Annotated in this window: 15 protein-coding genes; 10 read left to right on the top strand and 5 right to left on the bottom strand. The window is 65.7% G+C overall.

What is annotated here, in order from left to right:
- Positions 1–155: 155 nt before the first annotated feature.
- Genes NSE01_RS14565 through NSE01_RS14580 form a run of 4 tightly spaced genes read left to right on the top strand, consistent with a single transcriptional unit; the run spans position 156 to position 5,616 of the window.
- Complete coding sequence (locus NSE01_RS14565; protein WP_246135219.1) at positions 156–2,372, top strand: TonB-dependent receptor; 2,217 nt, start codon at positions 156–158, stop codon at positions 2,370–2,372.
- Positions 2,362–3,597: a cytochrome P450 gene (locus tag NSE01_RS14570; protein ID WP_246135220.1), complete on the top strand. Its 1,236-nt coding sequence runs from the start codon at positions 2,362–2,364 to the stop codon at positions 3,595–3,597. Before NSE01_RS14565 ends, NSE01_RS14570 begins: the two co-directional genes overlap by 11 nt.
- Positions 3,597–4,499, top strand: coding sequence for a helix-turn-helix domain-containing protein (locus tag NSE01_RS14575; protein ID WP_147160377.1), 903 nt, complete (start codon positions 3,597–3,599; stop codon positions 4,497–4,499). The genes NSE01_RS14570 and NSE01_RS14575 overlap by 1 nt, the downstream gene beginning before the upstream one ends.
- A 4-nt stretch (positions 4,500–4,503) precedes the next feature.
- Positions 4,504–5,616: an NAD(P)-dependent alcohol dehydrogenase gene (locus tag NSE01_RS14580; RefSeq protein ID WP_147160378.1), complete on the top strand. Its 1,113-nt coding sequence runs from the start codon at positions 4,504–4,506 to the stop codon at positions 5,614–5,616.
- Here the strand turns inward: NSE01_RS14580 and NSE01_RS14585 are convergent.
- Both NSE01_RS14585 and NSE01_RS14590 read right to left on the bottom strand, forming a co-directional pair.
- A complete protein-coding gene (locus NSE01_RS14585) occupies positions 5,613–7,532 on the bottom strand; it encodes a linalool dehydratase/isomerase domain-containing protein (RefSeq protein ID WP_147160379.1) in 1,920 nt (639 codons plus the stop codon). The genes NSE01_RS14580 and NSE01_RS14585 overlap by 4 nt on opposite strands.
- A complete protein-coding gene (locus tag NSE01_RS14590; protein ID WP_147160380.1) occupies positions 7,529–7,822 on the bottom strand; it encodes a hypothetical protein in 294 nt (97 codons plus the stop codon). The genes NSE01_RS14585 and NSE01_RS14590 overlap by 4 nt, the downstream gene beginning before the upstream one ends.
- Positions 7,823–8,206: 384 nt before the next feature.
- Here NSE01_RS14590 and NSE01_RS14595 point away from each other — a divergent pair, with 384 nt between their 5' ends.
- The 3 genes from NSE01_RS14595 to NSE01_RS14605 are packed head-to-tail and all read left to right on the top strand — an operon-like array spanning position 8,207 to position 11,510.
- Positions 8,207–10,198 (top strand): TadE/TadG family type IV pilus assembly protein, encoded by a 1,992-nt coding sequence (locus tag NSE01_RS14595; RefSeq protein WP_147160381.1) that lies wholly within the window; start codon positions 8,207–8,209, stop codon positions 10,196–10,198.
- Positions 10,198–10,836 carry a TadE/TadG family type IV pilus assembly protein gene (locus NSE01_RS14600; RefSeq protein WP_147160382.1) on the top strand — a complete coding sequence of 213 codons (639 nt, stop codon included), beginning with the start codon at positions 10,198–10,200 and terminating at the stop codon, positions 10,834–10,836. Before NSE01_RS14595 ends, NSE01_RS14600 begins: the two co-directional genes overlap by 1 nt.
- Positions 10,824–11,510, top strand: coding sequence for a TadE/TadG family type IV pilus assembly protein (locus NSE01_RS14605; RefSeq protein WP_147160383.1), 687 nt, complete (start codon positions 10,824–10,826; stop codon positions 11,508–11,510). Before NSE01_RS14600 ends, NSE01_RS14605 begins: the two co-directional genes overlap by 13 nt.
- On the opposite strand, the gene NSE01_RS14610 is transcribed toward NSE01_RS14605, so the two are convergent.
- A complete protein-coding gene (locus NSE01_RS14610) occupies positions 11,507–12,031 on the bottom strand; it encodes a hypothetical protein (protein WP_147160384.1) in 525 nt (174 codons plus the stop codon). The genes NSE01_RS14605 and NSE01_RS14610 overlap by 4 nt on opposite strands.
- A 127-nt stretch (positions 12,032–12,158) precedes the next feature.
- Between NSE01_RS14610 and NSE01_RS14615 the strand changes: the two genes are divergently transcribed.
- Positions 12,159–13,304: a pyridoxal phosphate-dependent aminotransferase gene (locus NSE01_RS14615; protein ID WP_147160385.1), complete on the top strand. Its 1,146-nt coding sequence runs from the start codon at positions 12,159–12,161 to the stop codon at positions 13,302–13,304.
- 60 nt (positions 13,305–13,364) lie between these two features.
- Here the strand turns inward: NSE01_RS14615 and NSE01_RS14620 are convergent, their stop codons facing one another.
- The gene (locus tag NSE01_RS14620) at positions 13,365–16,541 is read right to left on the bottom strand and encodes an autotransporter outer membrane beta-barrel domain-containing protein (RefSeq protein ID WP_246135221.1); all 3,177 of its coding nucleotides are present in this window, start codon (positions 16,539–16,541) and stop codon (positions 13,365–13,367) included.
- Positions 16,542–16,903: 362 nt separating this feature from the next.
- Here NSE01_RS14620 and NSE01_RS14625 point away from each other — a divergent pair, with 362 nt between their 5' ends.
- A complete protein-coding gene (locus tag NSE01_RS14625) occupies positions 16,904–17,593 on the top strand; it encodes a response regulator transcription factor (protein WP_147160386.1) in 690 nt (229 codons plus the stop codon).
- 8 nt (positions 17,594–17,601) lie between these two features.
- Entirely contained in the window at positions 17,602–19,017 is a 1,416-nt protein-coding gene (locus tag NSE01_RS14630) for a sensor histidine kinase (RefSeq protein WP_246135222.1), read from the top strand.
- Here NSE01_RS14630 and NSE01_RS14635 read toward each other — a convergent pair.
- Positions 18,973–22,389 carry a glycosyltransferase gene (locus NSE01_RS14635; protein ID WP_147160387.1) on the bottom strand — a complete coding sequence of 1,139 codons (3,417 nt, stop codon included), beginning with the start codon at positions 22,387–22,389 and terminating at the stop codon, positions 18,973–18,975. The two genes, NSE01_RS14630 and NSE01_RS14635, sit on opposite strands and share 45 nt — an antisense overlap.
- Positions 22,390–22,551 lie beyond the last annotated feature (162 nt).

The raw sequence follows: 22,551 nt of genomic DNA on the forward strand, positions 1-22,551 counted from the left end.
TGACAGGTAGCTGCATCCTTTCTGCAGCCGGGCTTGCCGTCTGAGCGCAAGAAATGTCAAAAATCGGCGCAAGGCGGTCTAAAGCCTTTGGCTACCTGAATGCCTACTCTCCCCGTCAAAGGCCCCGGAAAGGGGGCATATCCGGGGAGATGACCATGTCAGGTATGGGTTTGACGCGCGTTCTGGCGTTTGCACTTGTGGCGGGCCAATCGGGCGCTGCGCTGGCGCAGGATGCCGGGAGCGGCGAGGCCGCCAATTCGGGCGAGATCATCGTGACGGCGCAGCGGCGCGAGCAATCGCTGCTCGATGTTCCGCTCGCGATCACGGCGGTGACGGGCGATGCGCTGGCCAATCGCGGCGTGAGCAATTCCGCACAGCTCGGCGATGTCGTGCCCAATCTGCAGATCAACAGCCCCTATGGCCGCACCCAGCCCAACTTCTCGCTGCGCGGGATCGGCGTTGCGAACGAATACAATTCGAACCAGGCCTCGCCGGTCGGTGTCTATCTCGATGACGTGTACCTCGCCCCGCGCACCAGCCACGGCATGGGGCTGTTCGACCTCGACCGCGTCGAAGTGCTGCGCGGGCCGCAGGGGACGCTGTTCGGACGCAACACGACCGGCGGCGCGATCAACTTCATCACCAAAAAGCCCGGGCTCTCGGGTGCCAACGGTTATGTCGAGGCGGGATACGGCAACTACAACTTGGTCACCGCGCAAGGCGCGATCGAAACCACGCTGGCCGAGGACAAGGCGGGCCTGCGCGTCGCGGTGAACTATGCCAAGGGCGATGGGCAGGTGAAGAATCTGTTCGCGGGCGGGCGTGATCCGATGTCGACCTATACGCTGCAGGGCCGCGCCTCGCTGCGACTGAAGCCTACCGAGACGCTCGATGTCACCCTGCGAGCCTATGGCGGGCGCGACCGGGGAACTCAGGCCGCGGTCCACGGGCTTGGCGTGTTCCGCACCGGGCTGGGCTTCTTCGAGACCAACGAGAACCGCGTCGGCGAGAACCGCACCGATGCCTGGGGCTTCTCTGCCAACGTCGCGCTCGACCTTTCTTCAAGCCTCCGAGTCACCTCGATCACGTCCTACGATGGCGGCCAGCAGAACCTGCAGCAGGCTGCGGACGGCGCGCCGCTCGACATCCTCGATATCAACTGGCGCTCGCAGTACCGCCAGTTCAGCGAGGAACTGCGCGCGAACTACACGGCCAAGGGGCTGAGCTTTGTCGGCGGGCTATTCTATGGCTGGGACCGCAATGTCACCGACAACCGCTTCAACCTGCCGCTGCCACCGGCGGGCGGGTTCTTCCAGCACTACCGGCAGAACCGGCGCAGCTACGCGGTGTTCGGGCAGGCCGATATCGATCTTGCCAGCGGCCTCGTGCTCACGCTGGGCGCGCGCTACACGAAGGACAAGTCGCGTTATGACGATGCCTTCGCCTACCTCTTCGTGGGCGCGGTGGGGGCGCCTGACTTCCCGATCGCGACGACGGTGCCGTGCCCGGGCGTTCCGGGCACCTGCGCCTATGATGCCAATGCCCGCTTTGCGCTGAAGGACACGAACAACGCGCTGACGGGCCGCGCCGCGCTGAGCTACACGCTGGCGAACGGCACGCTGCTGTTTGTCAGCTACAACCGCGGCTACCGCGCCGGGGCGGTCAACGGCGGCGGCTACACCTCGTCTGCGGGTATCGGCTATATCAAGCCCGAGCGGGTCAATGCCTTCGAGGCCGGGATCAAGGGCCGTGCGCTGGACCGTGCGCTGACCTATGCGATCAGCGCCTTCTACTACGACTATACCAACCAGCAGTTGCAGGACACGCGCGCGGGGCCGGTCTCGTTCCTCGTCAACGCGCCGAAGTCCGAGGTCTATGGGCTGGAGCTGGAAGCGAGCCTCAAGGCCAGTGCCCGGCTGCGCTTCGATGGTTCGCTTGGCCTGCTCCATTCGAAGTACAAGGATCTGACGCTGCAAGGCACCGATCTGTCGGGGAACCGCCTGCCCTTTGCGCCGAGCATGACCGGGCAGTTTGCGATGAGCTGGGATGCGCTGGACCTCGCGGGCGGCACGGTGACGTTCGCGCCGAGCGTCGCCTATTCGAGCCGCCAGTTCTTCTCGCCCTTCAACGAGACCAACGTGGCGGGTTCGCCGCAGGTCAATGCCGAACTGCAGCAGGGCGCCAATGCCAAGGCCAATGCCGCGCTCAGTTGGTCGAACAAGCGGGTCACGGTGCGTGCGTTCGCGAACAACCTCTTCCAGCGCAAGACATATGGTTACGGGCTTGATCTGCGCGGGGCGGGCTTCCCCTACAACTTCCTCGTTCCGGCGGCACCGCAGACCTACGGGATGAGCGTGCGGCTTGGGTTCTGAGGCGATGGGCGCGATCGATCTTGCCGATCCCGATCTCTACCTCGGCGGGGTGCCCTATGGTGCCCTTGCCGAGCTGCGCCGGGCGGACGGGGTCTATTGGAACGAGCAGGCGCAAGGGACCGGCTTCTGGGCGGTGCTGCGGTTTGACGACATCGTAGCCGTTTCGCGCCAGCCGGACCTGTTCTCGTCCGCTTACGAGAATGGCGGCCACCGCATCTTCAACGAGAACGAGACGGGCCTTGCCGGTGCGGGCGAGGCGGCCATCGGCGTGCCGTTCATCTCGCGCGATCCGCCCTATCACACGCGCTACCGGGCTTTCGTGATGCCTGCGCTGGCCCCGGTCCGGATCGCGGGGATCGAGGAGCGGATTGCAGCGCGCGTGGAAAGCCTGCTGGCGGACCTGCCGCTGGATGAGCCGGTGGATCTCCTCGGCCGCTTCACCGTGCCGCTGCCGCTGCTGACCCTGGCCGAGTTGCTCGGGCTACCGGGCGAAATGTGGCGCGATCTGCACCGCTGGACCGATGCCTTCATCGGTGAGGACGATCCGGACTTGCGCCAGTCGCCCGAAGCGATGGGTGCGGTGCTGGGCGAATTCATGGGCTTTGCCAGCGAGCTCTATCATGCGCGGCGCAAGGAGCCGGGGCCGGACATTGCCTCGCTGCTCGCCAATGCGGTGATTGACGGCAAGCCGATGCCGCTCGGCGAATTCGTCGGCAATCTGGTGCTGGCGCTTGTCGGCGGGAATGAGACGACGCGCAATTCGCTCAACCACAGCGTGATCGCCTTCGCGCGCGATCACCGGCAGTGGGACATGCTCCGCAGCAATCCTGACCTGCTTGCCGGCGCGGCGAAGGAAATGGTGCGCCATGCCAGCCCCGTCGTTCATATGCGCCGCACCGCCACGCGCGATACCGAGCTTGGCGGCAAGCGGATCCGGGCGGGGGACAAGGTCGTGCTGTTCTACCCGAGCGGGAACCGCGACGAGGCAGTGTTCGATGCGCCCGATCGCTTTGATGTGACGCGGCAGATCAAGGCGCACGTCGGCTTCGGTTCGGGCACGCATGTCTGCGTCGGCTCGCGCCTTGCCGAAATGCAATTGCGGCTGGCCTTCGGTGCGCTCGCGCGGCATGTTCGCGGCTTCGAAATCGTCGACGATCCAGCCCGGGTCCGCTCGAACTTCATCACCGGGTTCAAGCGACTGGAGGCGCGTCTGGTGGGAGCGTGATGGCAGAGCTCGGCGCACGCGGAACGCCCGCGTGGGACAACAAGGCAATCATCTGCGATGTCCTTGGCCGTTCGCCGGATGTCGAGATGGGTTCGATCGGCGAAGGCTGGTCCCTGTGCCGGTGGCGCCAGTTCGTGGGGAGCTACACGCTGCCCGCACTGCCTGATCCGATCTTCACGGTGCATGTCGCGGGGAAGCCGCAAGTGAAGACCTGGGACCGCGATGGCTGGACCGAGACAAGTTCGATCCCAGGCTGCGCGACGATCGTGCCGGCAGGCATGCCGACTGGCTGGCTCGTCGATGGTGAGCTTGATGTGGTCACGCTGTCGATGAATTCGGCGGTTCTGGCGGAGCAATCCGTTGCCGAACAGTTCAGCCGCATGCGCTTTGCCTTTGCCGATCCACTTGGCGTCGCGCTGACCCGCCAGATCCTTGCCGAACTCTATGCTCCGCAAGCTGAAGAGCGGACGGCCTATGTCGCGGCGATGGTCAATGCGCTGAAGGCCCATATCCTCTCCGGCCCGCCCGCTGGGGGCAATCCGGCCGAAATCCCGGTATCCGACTTTTCCGCCTACCGCCTGCACCGCATCATGAACCGCGTCCTCGCCGATCCGGCAGGAGACTATCCGCTGGAGGAAATGGCGGCGATGGCGGGGATCACCCCTTCGCATTTCTGCCGCGTGTTCAAGAAGGCGACCGGCATTTCGCCGCATCACTATGTGCTCAAGGCGCGGCTCGACAAGGCGCAGCAGATGCTGGTGCAAACCGAGCTCAGCCTTGCGCACCTCGCCGAGGCGACCGGGTTTGCCAGCCAGAGCCATTTCAGCCGCGCCTTCAAGGGCTGGTTCGGGACGACGCCGAGCGCCTACCGCCAGCAGGAAAGCCGGGCAAAGGGAGAGTAAGACTATGCGCGAAGCCATGGCAGCCGTGGCCTATGAGCCGGGCGGAGATTTCACCGTCGAGCCGATCACGGTCGACGAGCCGCGCGCCGGCGAAGTCCTCGTGCGCATCGAAGGGGTCGGGCTGTGCCACACCGATCTCGTGTTCCGCGATCAGCTTGCGCCCTTCGCGCTGCCGGGCGTGCTGGGCCATGAAGGTGCGGGCGTGATCGAGGCGGTGGGCGAGGGCGTCAGCGGGCTTGCTGTGGGCGACAAGGTGGTGATCGGCTTTTCGAGCTGCGGCGCCTGCCCGCGCTGTGCCGAACATCTGCCGAGCTATTGCCAGAACTTTGTGCCGCTCAACTACGCCGGGATGCGGCTGGAGGATGGCTCCACTGCCTATGCCAAGGACGGCGCGCGGGTAACCTCGCACTTCTTCGGCCAGTCCTCGTTCTCTGCGCTGACCGTGACGCGCGCGGTCAATATCGTGAAAGTCGGCGAAACGTCTGCGCCGCTCGAATTGCTGGGGCCACTCGGCTGCGGGTTCCAGACCGGCGCCGGCGGGGTGATGCGCTCGCTCGCGTGCCCGGCTGGATCGAGCCTTGCGGTGTTCGGCGGCGGGCCGGTCGGCCTTGCGGCGGTGATGGGCGGGGTGATTCAGGGCTGCACCACCATCGTGCTGGTGGAACCGGTGGCAGCGCGCCGCGCCATCGCACTGGAACTTGGCGCGACGCATGTGATCGATCCGGCTGATGCGCCGGACCTTGCCGCCGCCTTGCGCGAGATCGTGCCGGCGGGCCTGGACTTCGCGTTTGATACGACGGGCATTCCGGCGGTCATCGAAGGCGGGCTGGCCGCGCTGGGCAGCCATGGCGCGATCGGCCTTGTCGGCGTGCCATCGCGCGCGGATGCGGCGATTTCGGTGAACATCGCCGCTCTGATGACGCCGGGGCACCGGATCATCGGCATCATCGAGGGCGACAGCGACCCGCAGCAGTTCATTCCCGAACTGCTGGCGCATCACGCGGCGGGGCGGTTCCCCTTCGACAGGCTGATCCGCACTTTCCCGCTCGTTGAGATCAACGCGGCAATCGCCGCGCAGGCTCGCGGGGAGTGCATCAAGGTCGTGCTGGTTCCCTAGGCCGGTTCGATCACGAGTTCGGTGCGGCCCGAAATGCGCACCCTGAGCGTGGCCTCGCCTGCCGGGGAGGCCACGAATTCTGCATCCATAGCACCGCTCGCCGTGTAGCAGCGTCCGGGTTCAAGGCCGCTGACCGGAATGGTTTGCACACCCTCTCCCTTGCCGGGATAGAAGACGGCCTCGAGCCCGGTGCCATTGCTCCACGCGCGGGCGACGAGGACGTCCGGATAGGCGGCGGCCTCGATCTTCGGCCCGGCAAGGCACGTCCGCGGCGCGCCTTGCGTGAAGGTACGGCCAAAATCGCCCGTCTCCATCAGCGCGCCAAGGACGGCGGTGGCATTGGCGATGTTGGAGGCCTTGCGATAGCGGTGCACCCCATCGTCGATCGCGGGCATGCACACGCGTTCTAGCGCGGCGAGCGCGGCGTCAGCCATGCGCGTATCGCCAAATTCCCGTGCCGCGACGAGTAGGGTGGAGAGCATGCCGCCGTGGCCGGGGCGATAGTTGCCCGCATCGAGCCCTTCGCCTGGCATGGCGAGCCATTCGCCCGCGTCGTCTTGCGCCAGCAGCGGTTCGATCTCGCGCCGCGCGATGGCCCATTGCTGGCGCGCGCGGGCAGGGAGGAAGGCGTTTTCAAAGAAGGCATAGCCCGCCTCGCCGACCGGGAAGGGCACCGGCAGGCCGGTATACTGCGAGCGCAGACCGACGGTGGAGCCTGCGGTATCGGTGAACTCGGTTTCCAGCCCGCGCAGCCATGCGGGCAAGTGCCGGCCGACGAGATCGCTGCCGAGCAGGGCATCATGCGTTGTCAGCGAGAGCATGCCGTAGTGGTTGCAGATCGGGTAGATCCAGTTGGGTTCGCAGGCGTAGTGCCCGAACTCGGCGGTCTCGTAATTGCTGTTCACCGAACCGATCAGCGTGCGGAAATCATGCGGCCAGGCACGCTTGTCGCTCAGCCGGAAGGTAAGGCTGCCGGGTTCGAGGTAGCTCGTGTCCCCGCTGGCCAGCATGTAGCCGCCGACATGCGCGCCGAACCAGCCCGTCAGCATGATGTTGTCGCGCGCCGCCGGATCCCAGTCGGTGAAGTTGAGGTGGCCCCAGCAGCTTTCGAGCACCCAGTAATCCCATACCCGCCGATCGAGGTACTTGGCGATCAGATTGCGCTGCGCGGTGCGCATGTAACCGGCGAAGCTGGGTAGGTAGTTCGCCTGCGCGACGGCGAGCGCGAAGCCCATGTGGTTGATTTGGTAGCGCAGCGCGGCAGGCTGGAACTGGTCGATGATGGTGAAGCCATCGAAGCTCTCGACCGGCTGGAGCGTGCGGTCGAGCAGATAGCGCAGGCGGGCGATCTGATCGGGCGTCAGCTCGCGCTTCGCCGGATCGGGCTGAGCAGCCTGCATCGCGCTGACTTCGGCCAGCGAGGCAGGAAGGAAGGCCTCGCGCTTGCGGGCGGTCTCGGCACCCGCCAGCGCGGCCTTGCGATTGCGGGCGCGGAAGGAGAGGCCCACCGCGGCGACAAGGCCAGCGGCGACGAATGGCGAGCCCTGCCATGTCGGTGCGGAGCCGGCGAGGCTCCCGGCAATCGCCGCAGCGCCGAGCCACACCGTGACCGGCGCGACGACCGCACCGGCCCAGAACCACGCCACGAGCGAGGCAAGGAACAGCACCAGCGTGGGCACGATCAGCACGCTCCACCAGCCGCCCAGCGCAAGGAAACCTGCGCCGGGTAGCCAGAGTCCGAGGCCAGCGGCCTGCCAGCCAGGCGCCATGCCAAGCCCCCAAGGCAGCGCGCCAATCGCGACCATCGCAAGCCAGATCGTCCACGTGCGGCGCTGGATGCGTGCGGTGGCGGGGCCGGTCTTCCCGCGCGTTTCGGGCAGGCGTTCGGGGGCGAAAGTCAGCGTGGCAGCGGTCATGGCAGTTCCCCGCAGATCGAGGCATGGATGGCGGATTCGAGAGACCGGGCCTGCTGCGGCGCCGCGACGGCGGCCGTTCCGGCCAGCACAGCGGTGCCGCCGAGCGCCAGCAGGAGGGTCTGAAGCGCACGGCGCAGCACGCTGGGCCGGCGCGGCGTGGCGGGTGCGCCGGGGCGCCACTCGACGGCGGGATCAGCTTGCCACTGCGGTTCGCGGCCAAGGCGCAACATGCGGCGCAGCGGCCAGAGCACAAGGCTCACCAGATAGATGGCGAATGCGCAGCAAGCCATGCGCTTATCCCCTTTCCCCACATCCCGCGGGCATGGTGCCATGCGCAGGGCCTGCAGTGCAATCCTCAAGCTGGAAGCATGATTCTCATTTGTTGCCAGGCCTCAGGCAGTTCCCGAATCAAAGGCGCGGCATGGGTCGATGCGCTGGCGATTCAGCGCGAGTCTTTTCGTCCGTTTACCATTCAGCATGCTCCGCCTGCGGCAATTACGTAGGGCGTTCGAGAGCCATTTTTGTGCAAATTTACGATTTGGAAGGCGCCTTGGCTGCATGGACGAGACTCGGGCTGTGCGTATGCCTGCTGTCTGTCCTTTGCGGCTGACTCGCGGTGCATCGCAAACAGTCCTCGGCCCGATGAGGCCGGTCTGTTGGAGGAATGTTGCCAGATGCCGCGCCGATCGAAAGCACCGGAAGGCCACATCCGCGCCGCGATGCGCGTCCTGATCGGAAGCCTGCTGCGCGATACGGCGGGCACGACGATGGGCATCGCCCTCGCCACGATCGTTCTGATGGTGGCCCTTGTCGGCAGCGGCACCGACATGGCGCGCGCCTACATGACCAAGACCAGCCTGCAGAACGCCTGCGACGCGGGCGTGTTGGCGGGCCGAAAGGCCATGGCGACTTCGGGTACTTACGGCACCTCGGAGACGGCGAAGGCGAACAAGATGTTCGACTTCAACTTCAACCCGCTTGGCACCAATTCCCAGAATGTCACGTTCACCACGGAATCGAGCGGGACCGGCTCGGTCAGCGGCACGGCGTCCACCGCCATGCCCACGGTGATGATGGGCATCTTCGGGTTCAAGTCGATGACGCTCACCGTGGCGTGCAGCGCCGAACTGCAGATGGCGAGCGCCGACGTGATGTTCGTGCTCGATACGACCGGCTCGATGGCTTGCAACCCCGATGGTTCCAGCTGCAACAGCAGCAGCACATCGAAGATCATGGGGCTGCGCCAGGCGCTCCGCAATTTCTACACGACTGTCGCCAATGCCGTGGTCGACAAATCCAACACGCGCATCCGCTTCGGCTTCGTGCCCTATACCGCAACGGTGAATATGGGCGGCATCGTGGCGGCCGGGCAGATGCCGACGAGTTACTTCGCGGATACCCAGTCCTTCCAGACCGCGCTCGCGAACTTCAACACGCCGGTTTATGTCGGCACGGCAGATTCGCCGGTTGCCACTACCGAGACATATGGCTCGACCATTACCCAGACGCAGTGCAACAACTACGGCGTCAACAAATACCCGACCACTGGCAGCAACCCCGTGACCAGCGGAGGGCCTGCGCCTGCCGATACGATCTCCACGACCTATTCCTACAGATCGTGGGCAAAGGTCTCGGGAAGCGGCAGCAGCGCGAAGGGCACCTGCGTACGCAACAAGTCGGTTACGACGACGACCTACGAAACGCGCTACCAGTTTACCAACTGGACCTTCCAGAACACCACGCTCGACGTGACTGGCTTCAAGGGCCTTGGCAACAACACTGTCGTGACGAACATTGCCTCGAACGCAACGGTTCCCACCGCCGGAACCTACGACATGATCGCACTTGCTGCGCTCAATGGAACGACGGGCGTTACCGGCCTCACCACGGCCACGGCGAACTGGGACGGATGCATCGAAGAGCGCCAGACGGTCCAGAACCTCGCCATGAATCCCGTGCCCAGCGGCGCGACCGACCTCGACATCGATACGGTGCCGAGCAGCGACGCGACGCGCTGGAAACTCAACCTCAATGACGTGGAATGGTATCGCGGCAGCAGCAACACCACCTCGCGCACCGTCACGAGCCTTCAAAGCGACACATATCGCGTGAGTTCGCAGTGCCCGCCGAAGGCCGCGCTGTTCGCCGAGGTCGATACGACGAACCCGGCCGTGGTGCCGACCTGGCTGGACAACTACATCAACACGCTGGTGGCTTCCGGCAGCACCTATCACGATATCGGCATGATCTGGGGCGCGCGCCTCGGCAGCCCAAGCGGTATCTTCGCCACCAACGTCAACGCGGACAACGTCAAGTATCCCTCGGTCAGCCGCCACATCATCTTCATGACCGACGGTGAGATGGCGCCGACGACCACGGCTTACAGCGCCTATGGTCAGGAGCTTTACGACAACCGCGTTGCGCCGAGCGGCACCAGCAGCAGCACGCTGATCAACTATCACAACAACCGCTTCCTCGCGGCCTGCACCAAGGCCAAGAACCTTGGCTATACCGTGTGGTTGATCGGCTTCGGCACCTCGCTCACCACGCAGATGACGACCTGCGCGACGGCCGGGCGCGCGTACTATGCAAGCGACACGACCGCGCTCACCAACACGTTCAAGTTCATTGCCGGCCAGGTGGCCGACCTGCGGATCAACAAGTGATGGCGCTTCATTCCCTGCGGCTTGCCTTGCGCCGCCTGCGCAACCGGCCCCTGCGGCGCGGCTCGCTCCTGCACGACAGGCGCGGCGTCAGCGCGGTCGAGTTCGGCATGACGGCGCCGATCCTGTTCCTCGTGGTGTTCGGCTCGCTTCAGGTTGCGCAGGGTTACTATGTACGCACCGTGCTGACGGGCTCGATCAATGCTGCCGCGCGCAAATCGTCGATGCAGAGCGGGCAGACCACTTCGGCCACGCTGGATTCGCTTGTGCAGCAATCGATCCTCTACGTCATGCCGACTGCGAGCGTTACGTTCACGCGCAAGAACTACTCGAACTTCACCTCTGTCGGCATGCCGGAGGACTTCACGGACACCAACGGCAACGGCGTCTATGATAACAAGGAATGCTTTGTCGATATGAACGGCAACAGCGTGTGGGACGCCGACATGGGCAAGTCCGGACTTGGCGGCGCCAACGATATCGTCGTCTACACCGTGACCGTCACCTACAAGCAGTGGTTCGGTTTCGCCAAGTTCTTCGGCCTGCCGGAGTATCAGACGGTTCCTCAGACAACCATTCTGATGAACCAGCCCTTTGCGACCCAGTCTACCCGCACGGGGGTTTCAGTATGTCCGCCTTGATGCACAGCGCCCCTCGGGCTTTTCCGGCAGCACAGCGCCTGCGCCGCTTCTTCGCGCGTCTTGCGCAAAGCACCGGTGCGGTGAGCGCGGTCGAGCTTGGCCTTGCCATGCCGTTCCTCATGGGACTTACGCTGACCGGGGTCGAAGTGGTCAACCTCGCGCTGATCCACGTGCGGCTCAACCAGCTCGCGATCACCGTGGCGGACAACGCCAGCCGCGCCAAGCAGACGCAGGTCAACGGCGCGCCGCAGTTCCGCGAATTCGACGTGAACCAGGTGTTCCGCGCTGCTGCGCTGCAGGGCGAGGATCTCCAGATCCCCACCCGTGGTCGCGTCATTCTTTCGAGCCTGCAGGTCAACGGCTCGGGCGGCCAGTGGATCGCCTGGCAGCGCTGCTGGGGCAAGAACACGTGGGCCTCGCGCTATGGTGTTCAGGGCACTGGCGCCACCGGCACCTCGTTTGCGGGCATGGGTTATGCCACCACGAAGATGACCGCCGATGCCGGGACCGCGATCATGTTCGTGGAGATCGCCTACGACTACAAGCCGTTCTTCCTCGGCAGCGTCATTCCCTCGAAGGTGATCCGCAAGGAAGCCGCGCTTTATGTGCGTGACGATCGCGATCTGACGCAGATCTACAATCCCTCGCCAGCGCAGACCGTAGCGACCTGCTAGGATACCGCAGCCGGTTCGGGCGCAGGCACGATCCGGCTGATCACCCACGCGACCACGCCGAACCAGACCGCGCCGAGCGCGATGGCGATGATGACCTGGCGGAAATCCTCGCCGGCCTGGATCACCGGCGCATTGAGCACGGTGATGAACAGCATCGTGCTCTGGTTGCACACCAGTGCCGCGCGGCCCGCGACGACGAGAAACACCGCGACGATCATCAGCCCGAGCGCGAGCAGGATCAGCGGGGTGTTGCCGGTTGCGGCGCCCGTCTGCAGCAGGAAGCTCATGCCTGCGCCGGTCAGAGCACCGATGAGCGCCCCCGGCAGCGCCTTCATCGATAGCTGGTGCAGCGCCGACCATGCCCACAGCAGCAGGAAGCCCGCGTAGAGCGGCGTCACATGGAGCCACGCGCCAAGCGCGACGAATCCCGCGATAACGACGATCACGCCCAGCGTGACGATGGCGGCCTGCCCAAGAGGCAGCTGCGGCGGCGCGCCCGCGCCGGCGGATGTGGTGGACATGTCTGGCTCTCCCGCGGTGCCCGGTGCGGCATTTCGCCCGGATCTGGCGGCAAGGCTCGCCCGCGCGCCGGCCGTTGTCAACTGCAGCGACTTTGCGCCATTACCTGCCCGGTGCTAGGTCGGCCCCATGACACCGCAACTTGAACCCTTTCACGCCATCACGATTTCCACCATCGCCCAGCGCCTGATGGCCGAGGGCCGCTCGGTCATCCGCATGGAGTATGGCCAACCTTCGACTGGCGCCCCCTCTGCGGCGCTTGCCCGTGCGCGCGCGGTGCTGGACGAGGAGGACAAGGGCTATTGGGAGAGCGCTGAGTTGCTGGCGCGGCTGGCGCGCTACATGGAGGAGACCACGGGGGTCGCCGTCTCGCCGCAGCAGATCGTGCTGACCTGCGGCGCTTCGCCCGCACTGGTCATCGCGCTTTCGCTCCGGTTCAGCCCCGGTGCCCGCGTCGCGATCGCGCGGCCGGGCTATGTCGCCTATCGCAACACCCTGCGCGCGCTGTCGATCGAGCCGGTCGAACTGCCGTGCGGCCCCGAAGTCGGCTATCAGATCACCGCCGCGGCGCTCGCCGCGCTCGATCCCGCGCCCGATGGCGTCATCATCGCCAGCCCCGCCAATCCCACCGGCACGGTCATCCCGCCCGAGGAAATGGCCGCGATCGCCGAGGTGTGCCGCACGCGCGGGATCCGCATCGTCTCGGACGAAATCTATCAGGGCATCACCTATGGTGCGCCGGCAAGATCGATGCTGCCCTATGACCGCGAGGCGATCGTGGTGAACAGCTTCTCCAAGTATTTCAGCATGCCCGGCTGGCGGCTCGGCTGGCTGGTCGTGCCGGAGGATCTCATCGGCCAGGCCCGCGCGCGGATGGGCAATCTTTTCCTCACCCCGCCGTCGCTCAGCCAGCATGCTGGGCTCGCCGCGCTCGATTGCGGCGAGGAACTGGACGGGCATGTGCGGACATACGCGCGCAACCGGGATCTTCTGCTCGCGGCGCTGCCGTCGATGGGGCTCGCGCGGATCGCACCGCCCGATGGGGCGTTCTACGTCTATGCCGATGTCGGCCATCTGACGCAGGATTCGATGGCGTTCTGCATCCGCCTGCTCGAGGAAACCGGCGTCGCCACCGCGCCGGGGATCGATTTCGATCCGGTCGACGGCCACCGCTTCGTGCGCTTCAGTTTTGCGGTTTCTACGCCGCTGGTGGAGGAAGCCATCGCGCGGCTCGTGCCGTGGTTCCAGGCGCAGAAGGTGCTTGCGCCGGCCTGATGCGAAAAGGGGGCGGCCTTGCGGCCACCCCCTCCCAATTACTCGTTTCTGGAGCGCGCCTTACAGCGCAATCGCGAGCGAGGCGCGGGCCGAATAGCCAGTGCCGCCGCCTTGCAGCTTTTCGTAGCCGCCGCTGACCTTCCACGTATAGTCCAACCCGCCCTGGATCAGGCTGAGTTCGCCGACCCATGCGGAAGGCAGCTGTTCGCCGGTGAGGGTGAAGCTATCGCCTCCGCTCGTCGCGCCGCGGTTGAACGTCGCTACGGTATCGCCAACTTCGCCCGAAATGCGGCTGCGACGACCACCTTCCACTTCGATGGTGAAGGGACGGTTTTCATAGTCGCCCGCTGCCGTGCTCCAGCTGGCCACCAGCGTGGTCTTGGCATTGGCGACAGTGCTGGTACGGCTCGCCAGCGTCAGCGCCAGCGGCGCGTTGCCAGTTTCGGTGTAGCCGTTTTCCTTGAGGCGGAAGTATTCGAACGCAGCGCGCGGCTTCAGCTTGAAGTGATCGCCGATGGGGAGAGCGTAGGACAGACCGCCTGCCGCAGAAATCAGCGTGCCCTTCCACTTGCCGCTCGCGCTGTAGCCGAACTGCTGGCTATCGACCGTGCCGGTGAAGGTGCGGGTCGAAGTGAACGAGGGGCGGCCATAGCCGACGCGGGCATAGGCATAGAGTGGACCCGAAGCGAGGCGCCAGAAGCCGGCGATCTCGATATCGCTGACCTTGACCTTCTGCGTCGCGTCGGTGGTCGAGTTGCCGGAGAAGTAGGTGAACGAGCCGCCGACATGGCCAAAGCCGAAAGCCTTCTCGAAGCCGAGCGAGAGACCGCCGCCGCTGTTGCTGTAGCCCTGGGTGGCACCAGCCGTCTTCTTGCCCTTGAAGTAGATCGGCTCGATCCAGGCACCGGCATTGCTGATCGTGAACCAGCTCGAATCGTCATCGATCCGGCGCGCGGCAAGGCGCGTGCCGCGCGTAAGCAGATCGAGCGAGCCGCCGGCGTAATCCGGCAGCATCTGGTTGAACTGGGTCTGCAGCGTGGCAGTGTCAGCCGCCTGCAGCAGGCTCGATTGCAGCAGCGTGTCCTTCGCCGCATTGGCGAGGATTGCGTTGTAGGCCTGCGATTGCGGGGCATTGAGCCCGATTTCGCTGGCCGACTTGCGCGCGATCGTCAGCGTCACGTCGTTGCCGACAGCTGCGACGGTGCCCTTGAACAGCACCGGCAGGTTGAGGGCCGAACTGGCAACATTGGAGCCGCCCGTGAGCGTCCCCGCGCTGAGCACGGTGTAGGTGCCTTCCGCCTTCGCTAGCGAGGTGACCTTGGCGGAGATCTTTGAGCCGCTGGCGAAATTGGCGGTATCGGCGACGAGCTTGGACGAAGTGCCGGTAGCACCGTCGATGTAGACACCCAGCGTGCCGCTGGCACCAACATCGAGCGACTTGATCGTTGTCGTGGTCGCCGAGTTGGCCCCAAAGGTACCGCCAGCCACACTGACGGCGAGCTGCGAACCGCCCGTGACGGTGCCGCGATAGATCGCCTTGTCGGCAAGGGTGAGCGTGCCGACCTGATCGTTGAGGATCAAGGTGCCGGTGAAGCGCGAGTTGCCCGTCATCGCGAGCGAGGCGGTGCCGCTGCCGAAATCGACGTTGCCGGTATACTTGGCGTCATCCGCCAGCTTCACGCTGTCGTTGCCGGCGCCGAGGAAGCTGTTGCCGGTCACCGTGCCGGAGCCGATGTCGAGCGTATCGTTGCCGCTGCCGGTGTAGATATTGCCCTTGATCGAGGTGTAGACCTTGGCGGTATCGGGATCGTAGCCAGTCGCTGCCTTGTCGGTCGTCTGCGATGCCGCATCAGTGCTGTTGAGATACTGCTTGATCGTCACGCCCGAGGTATTGGCCGAGACGTCGATCGCGGCCAGCTGGTCCTCGCTCGAGCCCGTCACCGAGATGGTCTTGTTGTTGTTGATCGTGGTCAGCGTGCCGGACAGATCCTTGATCGCCGCCGAAGAACCGATGCCCGGCTGGCTGATGACGGCGCTGATCGTGCCGTTGTTGTAGAGCGTGCCGACCGTCGAACCCGAATTGATGAGGATGCCGACCGCACCCGCATCGACCGTCGTCGCGGTCACGCTGCCGTTCACGGCGATGCCCTTGGTCAGCGTGACATTGCCGCCCTTGCCGCCGATCACCACGGCCGAGGCATTGGTTGAGCTGAAGGTCGCGGTCGCGCCCACGCTACCGTCGATGCCCAGCGAATAGGTGCCGTTGGTGGTGGTGCCGCCGCCGATAGTGATGTCGCGGGTGCCGCCGATCTGAAGCGCAGGCGAATTGCCCACGGACTGGATCGATCCGGTGGTTTCCGCCGTCGTGCCGCTGCCGGAGGCGGTCGTAACGATCACGCCGCCCGCCACGTTGCCGTTGATTTCCACGGCAGCCTTGCCGGTGGACAGCGCGCTGCGCGGCAGGTTCTGCGTGGCGCCGCTGTCCGCCGTGTAGGAGGCTGATTGCGAAAGGCCGCCGTTGATCTTGACCAGACCGCCAACGTCGCCGTCCACGACCAGCGCCTGCGTGCCGCTGCCGACGACGCCGATGGTGCCGCCCGCCGCAACGTTGCCCGAAACCGCACCGGTGCGGATACCGACCGAGTTGTCGCCCTTGACCTTGATCGTGCCGGTGTTGGTGACCGAGCCAGTCAGCGCGGAATCGACCGCGATGCCTGCCGAATTGAGGCCATCGACCGTGATCGTGCCGGTGTTCGAGATGGAGCCGGTGGCCGTGCCGCCGGGGGCGACGCGGATGCCATAGCGCCCGGTCGCCTGCGCAATGGCGCCTTCGGGGATGCCGTTGCTGTCGGCATCAGGCGGGGTGAAGGTTTCAAGCACCTGGATCGTGCCGGCGTTCGAAATGTTGGAGGTCGTGCCGCTCTGCACGACGATGCCCGCAGCGCCATTGCCTGCGCCCATGTCGAGCGTGCCGCCGGTCTGCACCGTCACGTCCTTCGATGCATCGACTGTCACGGCCGTGCCGGTGTCGAGCTTGATCGTGCCGTCCTTGGCGATGGTCACCGCGCCGGCGGCCGAAGTCACCAGCGGGGTTGTGGTCGCGGTGCTGACGGTGGTGTCGGCAAGGGCGGGGCTTGCGCCAGCCATCAAGGCCGCCGGGGCGGCCGTGGCAAGGAGGTTTGCCATGCTCTTGGCCGCAGACTTCACGGTGCGGGCGATCGGGGTTGAACTGTCCATCGGTATCTCGTCATCCGGCATGGGGAGCGCCGCCAGGGTGGCGAACGGTGCCCGTGTGGTAATAGGTCCAGCGCGCCGCGTCATCGCGCACCGGCATTGATCAATGCAAAATCGCCCCGAACCCTCCCTTTCCGGCAGGTTGTCCGATGCGATTTGCGCGCGTCTTAACGCGATTCTTCGCCATGCCTTAGCGGAAAATTTCAGCAACATTTCGCTGCCGTAAAGCCAGCGTTCAGGTGCGGCGCTATGCGCGCGGTGCGGGCGGCGTAAACATATGCGGGGAAAGCACTTGCGGCCCCTTGCTGCACTCTCCATTGTGCAGTCTCAAGCCTTCTTTTTTGTTGCAACATGGAAATGGCGCAGTGGCAGGACGCATTCTGCTCGTCGAGGATGATCCCCAGATCGCGGACTACATTACGTCCGGACTTGCCGAGGAAGGTTTTACCGTAGATCACGCCGGCAATGGCCGGGATGGACTGTTTCTCGCAACGGACAGTCAATTCGATCTCGTCGTGCTCGACCGGATGCTGCCCGGGATGGATGGCCTCACGCTGCTCAAGGCGATGCGCGCGGCCGAAATGTCGACGCCGGTAATCATGCTTTCGGCGCTGGCGAGTACGGACGACCGCATTGCAGGGCTCACCGCCGGGGCAGACGATTACCTTGGCAAGCCATTTTCGTTCGGTGAGCTGCTGGCCCGCATCCAGGCCTTGCTGCGCCGGGTGGCCGGGGGGGTGCGGCAGGCGCAGGAAACCACGCTGCGCTGCGCCGATCTCGAACTTGATCGCCTGACCCGGCAGGTCCGCCGCGGCTCGCGCAAGATCGCGCTGCAACCGCGCGAATTCCGCCTGCTCGAATACATGCTGATGCATGCCGGCGAAGTGGTGACGCGCACCATGTTGCTCGAGGCGGTGTGGGACTATCATTTCGATCCCGGCACCAACGTGATCGACGTTCACATCAGCCGCCTGCGCCGCAAGATCGATGATGGCGAGGAGCAGACCCTGTTCCACACCGTGCGCGGGGCGGGTTACCGGCTCGCGGCGGACTGACCGGAACCGTGCCGGCCCGCGCAGTCCTGAGATCCAGTCGCCGCACCGTCCGCCGCGGCCTCTCGCCGACAATGCTGCGGCTGGTGACTGCGATCTTCGTTCTGCAGATCGTTTCGAGCGCGCTCGTGATCCTGTTCCTGCGCGGGCAGATGCTCGATGTGGTGCGGCTCGACCGCGAACAGCAGGTCGTCGATGTGCGCGACGATCTGCTGGCCGCCTACTATGACGGGGGGCGCGAAGAGCTGGCGGAGTTCATCACCGCCCGGCGTGGCAGTGCTGCCGATCCCGCCGTGTTCATCGCGCTGATCGGCAAGGGGCAACCGGTCCTCAGCAATCTCGTGCGGGTGCCGGACATCCCGTTGGCAAACCGGCCGCAACCCATCGTGGTACGACGCGGACCCAATCAGCCGCCGAGCGAAGGGCTGGCGCTGGTCGGCCAGTTGCCCGATGGTGATCGGCTGGTCGTCGGCGTGGTCAGCCTGACCGAGCGGCGCATCAACATCGCCTTTACCGCGGCGGCGGAGCTCACCATTGCCGTCGCCGTGCTGATGGCGCTGCTGAGCGCGGCCGTGGTCGGCTTCGTCATCAGCCGGCGGACGCATCTCATCGCTGAAACCGCCGCCGAGCTTGCCTCGGGCAACTTCGGCGCCCGCGTGCCGATCGAAGGTACGGGTGACGGGTTCGATCACTTGCGCCTGCAACTCAACCTCATGGCCGAGCGGATCGGCGAGCTGGTCGGCCAGCTGAGCGCTGTTTCCGGCGCGCTGGCGCATGATCTGCGATCGCCGATCACACGGCTTTCGGCGGCCATCGATCTCGCGCTTGCCCGGGTCGAGGAGCCGCGCGCGATCGAGGCACTGCAGGCCGCGCGCGCCGATGCCGACGCCTTGCGCACGATGCTTGAGAATGCGCTCGAGATAAGCCTGATCGAAGGCGGCGCCGTTGAGGATCGCCGCCGCCCGCTCGATCTTGCAGCCGTGGCGGAAGATCTTGTCGAGCTTTACGATCCGCTGGCCGAACAGTCCGAGGTGCGGCTCGAAGCGCGGCTGGAGCCGGTGACTGCTCCAGCGGACCGCGAACTCATTTCGCGCGCGCTCGCCAATCTGATCGACAATGCGCTCAAATATGGCGGCGATGCCGTCATCGTCACCACGCGCGCTGTGCCGGATGCGGATGGCGCGCTCTGGGCTGAGATCGCGGTGGAGGACAATGGCCCCGGCATTGCGCCGGTCGACCGGTCGCGGGTGGTCGAGCGGTTCGTCCGGCTCGACGATGCCCGCACCCGGCCCGGTGGCGGGCTTGGCCTTGCGATGGTCGCCGCAGTAGCGCGGCTCCATCGCGGCAGTTTCATGCTCGGCGATCCTGCGGCTGACGGTCCTTCAGGCGGCAAGGGCCTGGTTGCCACCCTGCGATTGCCCGCCTGACGCCTGACCGGCTGAAACGCGGCCAGTCCGCTCCAGCTTGCCCCAGCCGATGCCGAGCCCCTGCAGCGCCGCGCCCACCGCGCGGATCACCACGCCGTACATCAACTGGCGATAGACGAAGCGCTGGCTGAGCAGCAGGATGGGCGGGAAGCGCCGCTCGCGCACGTCGAGCCGGTAGGCGACCCAGCCGCAGACGAGGTCGATCGCAGTGAACGCGGCCCAATAGAGCCCCATGCGCAGCACGTCGGTCTGCGTCTGCGCCCAGCCGTGCTGCATGACGCGGACGGCTGTGCCGAAGATCGAGACGGCGAGCGCGAGGTCGATCAGCGGCGAAATCAGCGCGAAGAGGATCTGGAACAGCCAGGCTTGCGGCATGCCGACGAAGGAAAGGCCGGCGGGCTTGCGTTCCCACAGCACGGAGCGGTGCTTCCACAGGCACTGCAGCGTGCCGAAAGCCCAGCGGAAGCGCTGCTTGGAAAGGGCACCGAGCGTTTCCGGCGCTTCGGTCCAGGCGACCGCATCCTCGTCGTAGCAGACCTTCCAGCCCATGCGCTGGATCGCGATGGTGAGGTCCTGATCTTCGGCGAGCGTGTCTTCCGGATAGCCGCCGACATCGCTCAGCGCAGAGCGCCGCCATGCGCCGACCGCGCCGGGCACGACCATGATCGCACCGAAGCGGGTGAGCGCGCGCCGCTCGATGTTCTGCGCGGTGATGTATTCCACCGCCTGCCAGCGCGTGACGAGATTGACCCGGTTGCCGACCTTGGCATTGCCCGCCACTGCGCCGACGCGCTCGTTCTCGAACCAGCGCACAAGCCGCGCGATCGTCTGCGGTTCGAACTGGGTATCGGCATCGAGCGCAACGACGATCTCGCCGCTGGCCACCGCCAGCGCGCGGTTGAGCGCGGAAGCCTTGCCGCCGTTGACCATGGTCATCAGCCGCACGCGGGGATTGTCCCCGAACGCTGCGGCCACGATGGCGCTGGTGCGGTCCTTCGAGCCATCATCCGCGACGATCACTTCCATGTGCGGATAGTCGCTGGCGAGGATGCGATGGATCGAACTTTCAATCACGCGTTCCTCGTTGTACGCGGGGATGATCACGCTGACGATGGGCTGGTAGCCATTGTCGAGCGCGGGCACCTTCCGCCGATCAGGCACGAGGGCCAGGCCGGTCAGCCCCAGCGCGCGGATCACGCCCAGCGCAATCGCAAAGAAGAAGCTCCAGTTGAGCGCGGCCAGCAGAAGCGCGAGCACCGAGAAAATCGCGACGTCGACACGCACCGCAGCGAGGTCCCAGCCCTTCACTTGCGGCATCACGTCATCGCGCTTGAGGCCGGCGAGCGTCGAGGCGGGCACAAGGCGGTAGCCGTCCGCTTCCAGCCGTTCGATGATCCGCGGCAGGGCGAGCACGGTCTGCTCGCGGTTGCCGCCACCATCGTGCAGCAGGATCACATTGGCGCTGCGATCCGGCGTGGCGTGCTCGACAGCATCGACCGTGCGAGCAACGATGTCGTCGGCGCTGCGCTTCATCCAGTCGCCCGGATCGGCGTGGAGCCCGACAACCGTGTAGCCTTCCTTCTGCGCAATCAGCGCGGGCCCGATCTCGTCTGCCGTCGTTGGCTCGGCGTCACCGAAGTAAGGCGCGCGGAACAGGCGGGTGGAGCGCCCGGTATAGGCTTCGATCAGGCGCTGCGTGGCGTTGAGTTCAAGCTGCACGCCCGTGGTTGAATCTTCGGCGAGGTTGGGGTGCGTGTAGCTGTGGTTGCCGATCTCGTCCCCGTCGGCGACCATGCGCTGAAGCAAGCTGCGCCCGGCAACGCCGTTCTCGCCGATGATGAAGAAGGTCGCCGGCACATGGTAGCGCTCGAGGACCGAGAGCACTTCGGGTGTGTACTTGGGGTCCGGACCGTCGTCGAAGGTAAGCGCGACGAGCTTGGGCCGGTCGCCGGTGCGGCGCACGACATAGGGTGTCGGGAGCGAGGTATAGCGCTCATCGTCGATCAGCATGGGCTGGCCGAACTGAGCGGCGGTGTAGTGGATCTGGCGCGCGCCTTGCTGCGGCGTCGCGTCGATGCGCAGGATCTCGCCGTTGCCTTCGACGTCGACGTTGTTGGCCTCCCTGATCTGGCCGAGATCGGGCGCGGCGCCCTTGCCGCTGCGCCATGCCCTGAGCACGTCCCAGAAGCCGGGATCTTCCGAACCGAGCCGCCACAAGGCGACCGAGCCGACGCCAAGGCGCGAGAGCATCTGCATCTGGTTCCAGCTGGACGCGGCATCGAGCATCCACACCTGATGCCGCTCTGACGGGGTGGCTGCGTTGATATCCTGATCGTCGAGATAGCCGAAGCCGGTGTTGCCGCTGGCCTTGTCCCAGGTGGGCGTGGTGCCGCTGTCATGCGCGGAGAGCCAGGCCTCTTCCACGGTCTGCACATCTGCCCGAGTTTGACCTTGGGGGCCCTTGTACCAATCGTAGCCATAGTTGCCGAGCGCGACGATGACCTTGTTGGCGGCCAGCCCCTTGAGCTGATCGGTGAGGTGGCCGGCGAACCAGCCGTTCGAGGCGATCGGCCCGGGCTCGCCGCCCTGCCAGTGTTCGTCATAGGCCATGAGCACGACCTTGTCGGCGACATCGGCGAGGCGCTTGGCTGACCAGTCGGCATCGTCGATCGGCATCGTCACCGCAACCACGCGGTGCTTTGGCGCGAGCCGGGCGTGGAGATCGGCAACGAACGTTCGGAGCGCGGCAATGCCGGGCTTGGGCAGGTTCTCGAAGTCGACCATCACGCCGCCATCGCCCGTCTTGTCGAGCGCGGCATCGATCTGGCTGATGAGCCCAGCGCGCCGGGCAGGGCTCTCCATGATCGCGGTTGCGCCTGCGCCGTCCCACTTGGCGTTGGCTGCGTTTTGCAGTACTGGCACGACCAGCGGGTGGTGGAGGGCCGAAGTCAGCACGCGGCGCATCGGGGCATCGTCGCTGACGACCAGATTGCCGCCTTGGCCAAGCGAGAACAGCGTCGGCGCAACCCAATCGAGCTGGCCGATGTGCCGGCGCAGGGTCTCCGCGCTGCCGTCCGACCACGATGTGTAGAAGCCGACACTGAGTGCCTGCCCGCCGCTGTGCGCCGGTACCGCCGCATGGCGCCCGAACAGCTGGCCGAGCCGCTGTGAGATACGGCTGACCTGCGTCTTCAGGGGGAACGGGGCCTGCCGTTCGAAGCCCAGCGGGAGCGGCGCGGCGAGAGGGACCGCCACCACGGTTGTCGCGAAGATCACCGCGGCCACGAGCAGCACCACAAGCCCGATGAACGCGCCGCGGCGGGTCAGGCGGCGGCGGCGGCCGGTGGGATCGAAGAAGATCGGACGAGACACTTGTCAGTTCCTCAATGTGTTCGCCCGAGACAACAAAGCCACGCGCAGGAGACAACGCTCTCGCACGGGCTGGGGTTGCAACAGCCGGGCTGGGTGACGATGGACGCCGGACCGGCAATCGGAACAGGGGACCGTCACGTCACGATTCCCGTGACAGGCGCC

The sequence above is a fragment of the Novosphingobium sediminis genome (genome assembly GCF_007991615.1).
Taxonomy (GTDB): domain Bacteria; phylum Pseudomonadota; class Alphaproteobacteria; order Sphingomonadales; family Sphingomonadaceae; genus Novosphingobium; species Novosphingobium sediminis.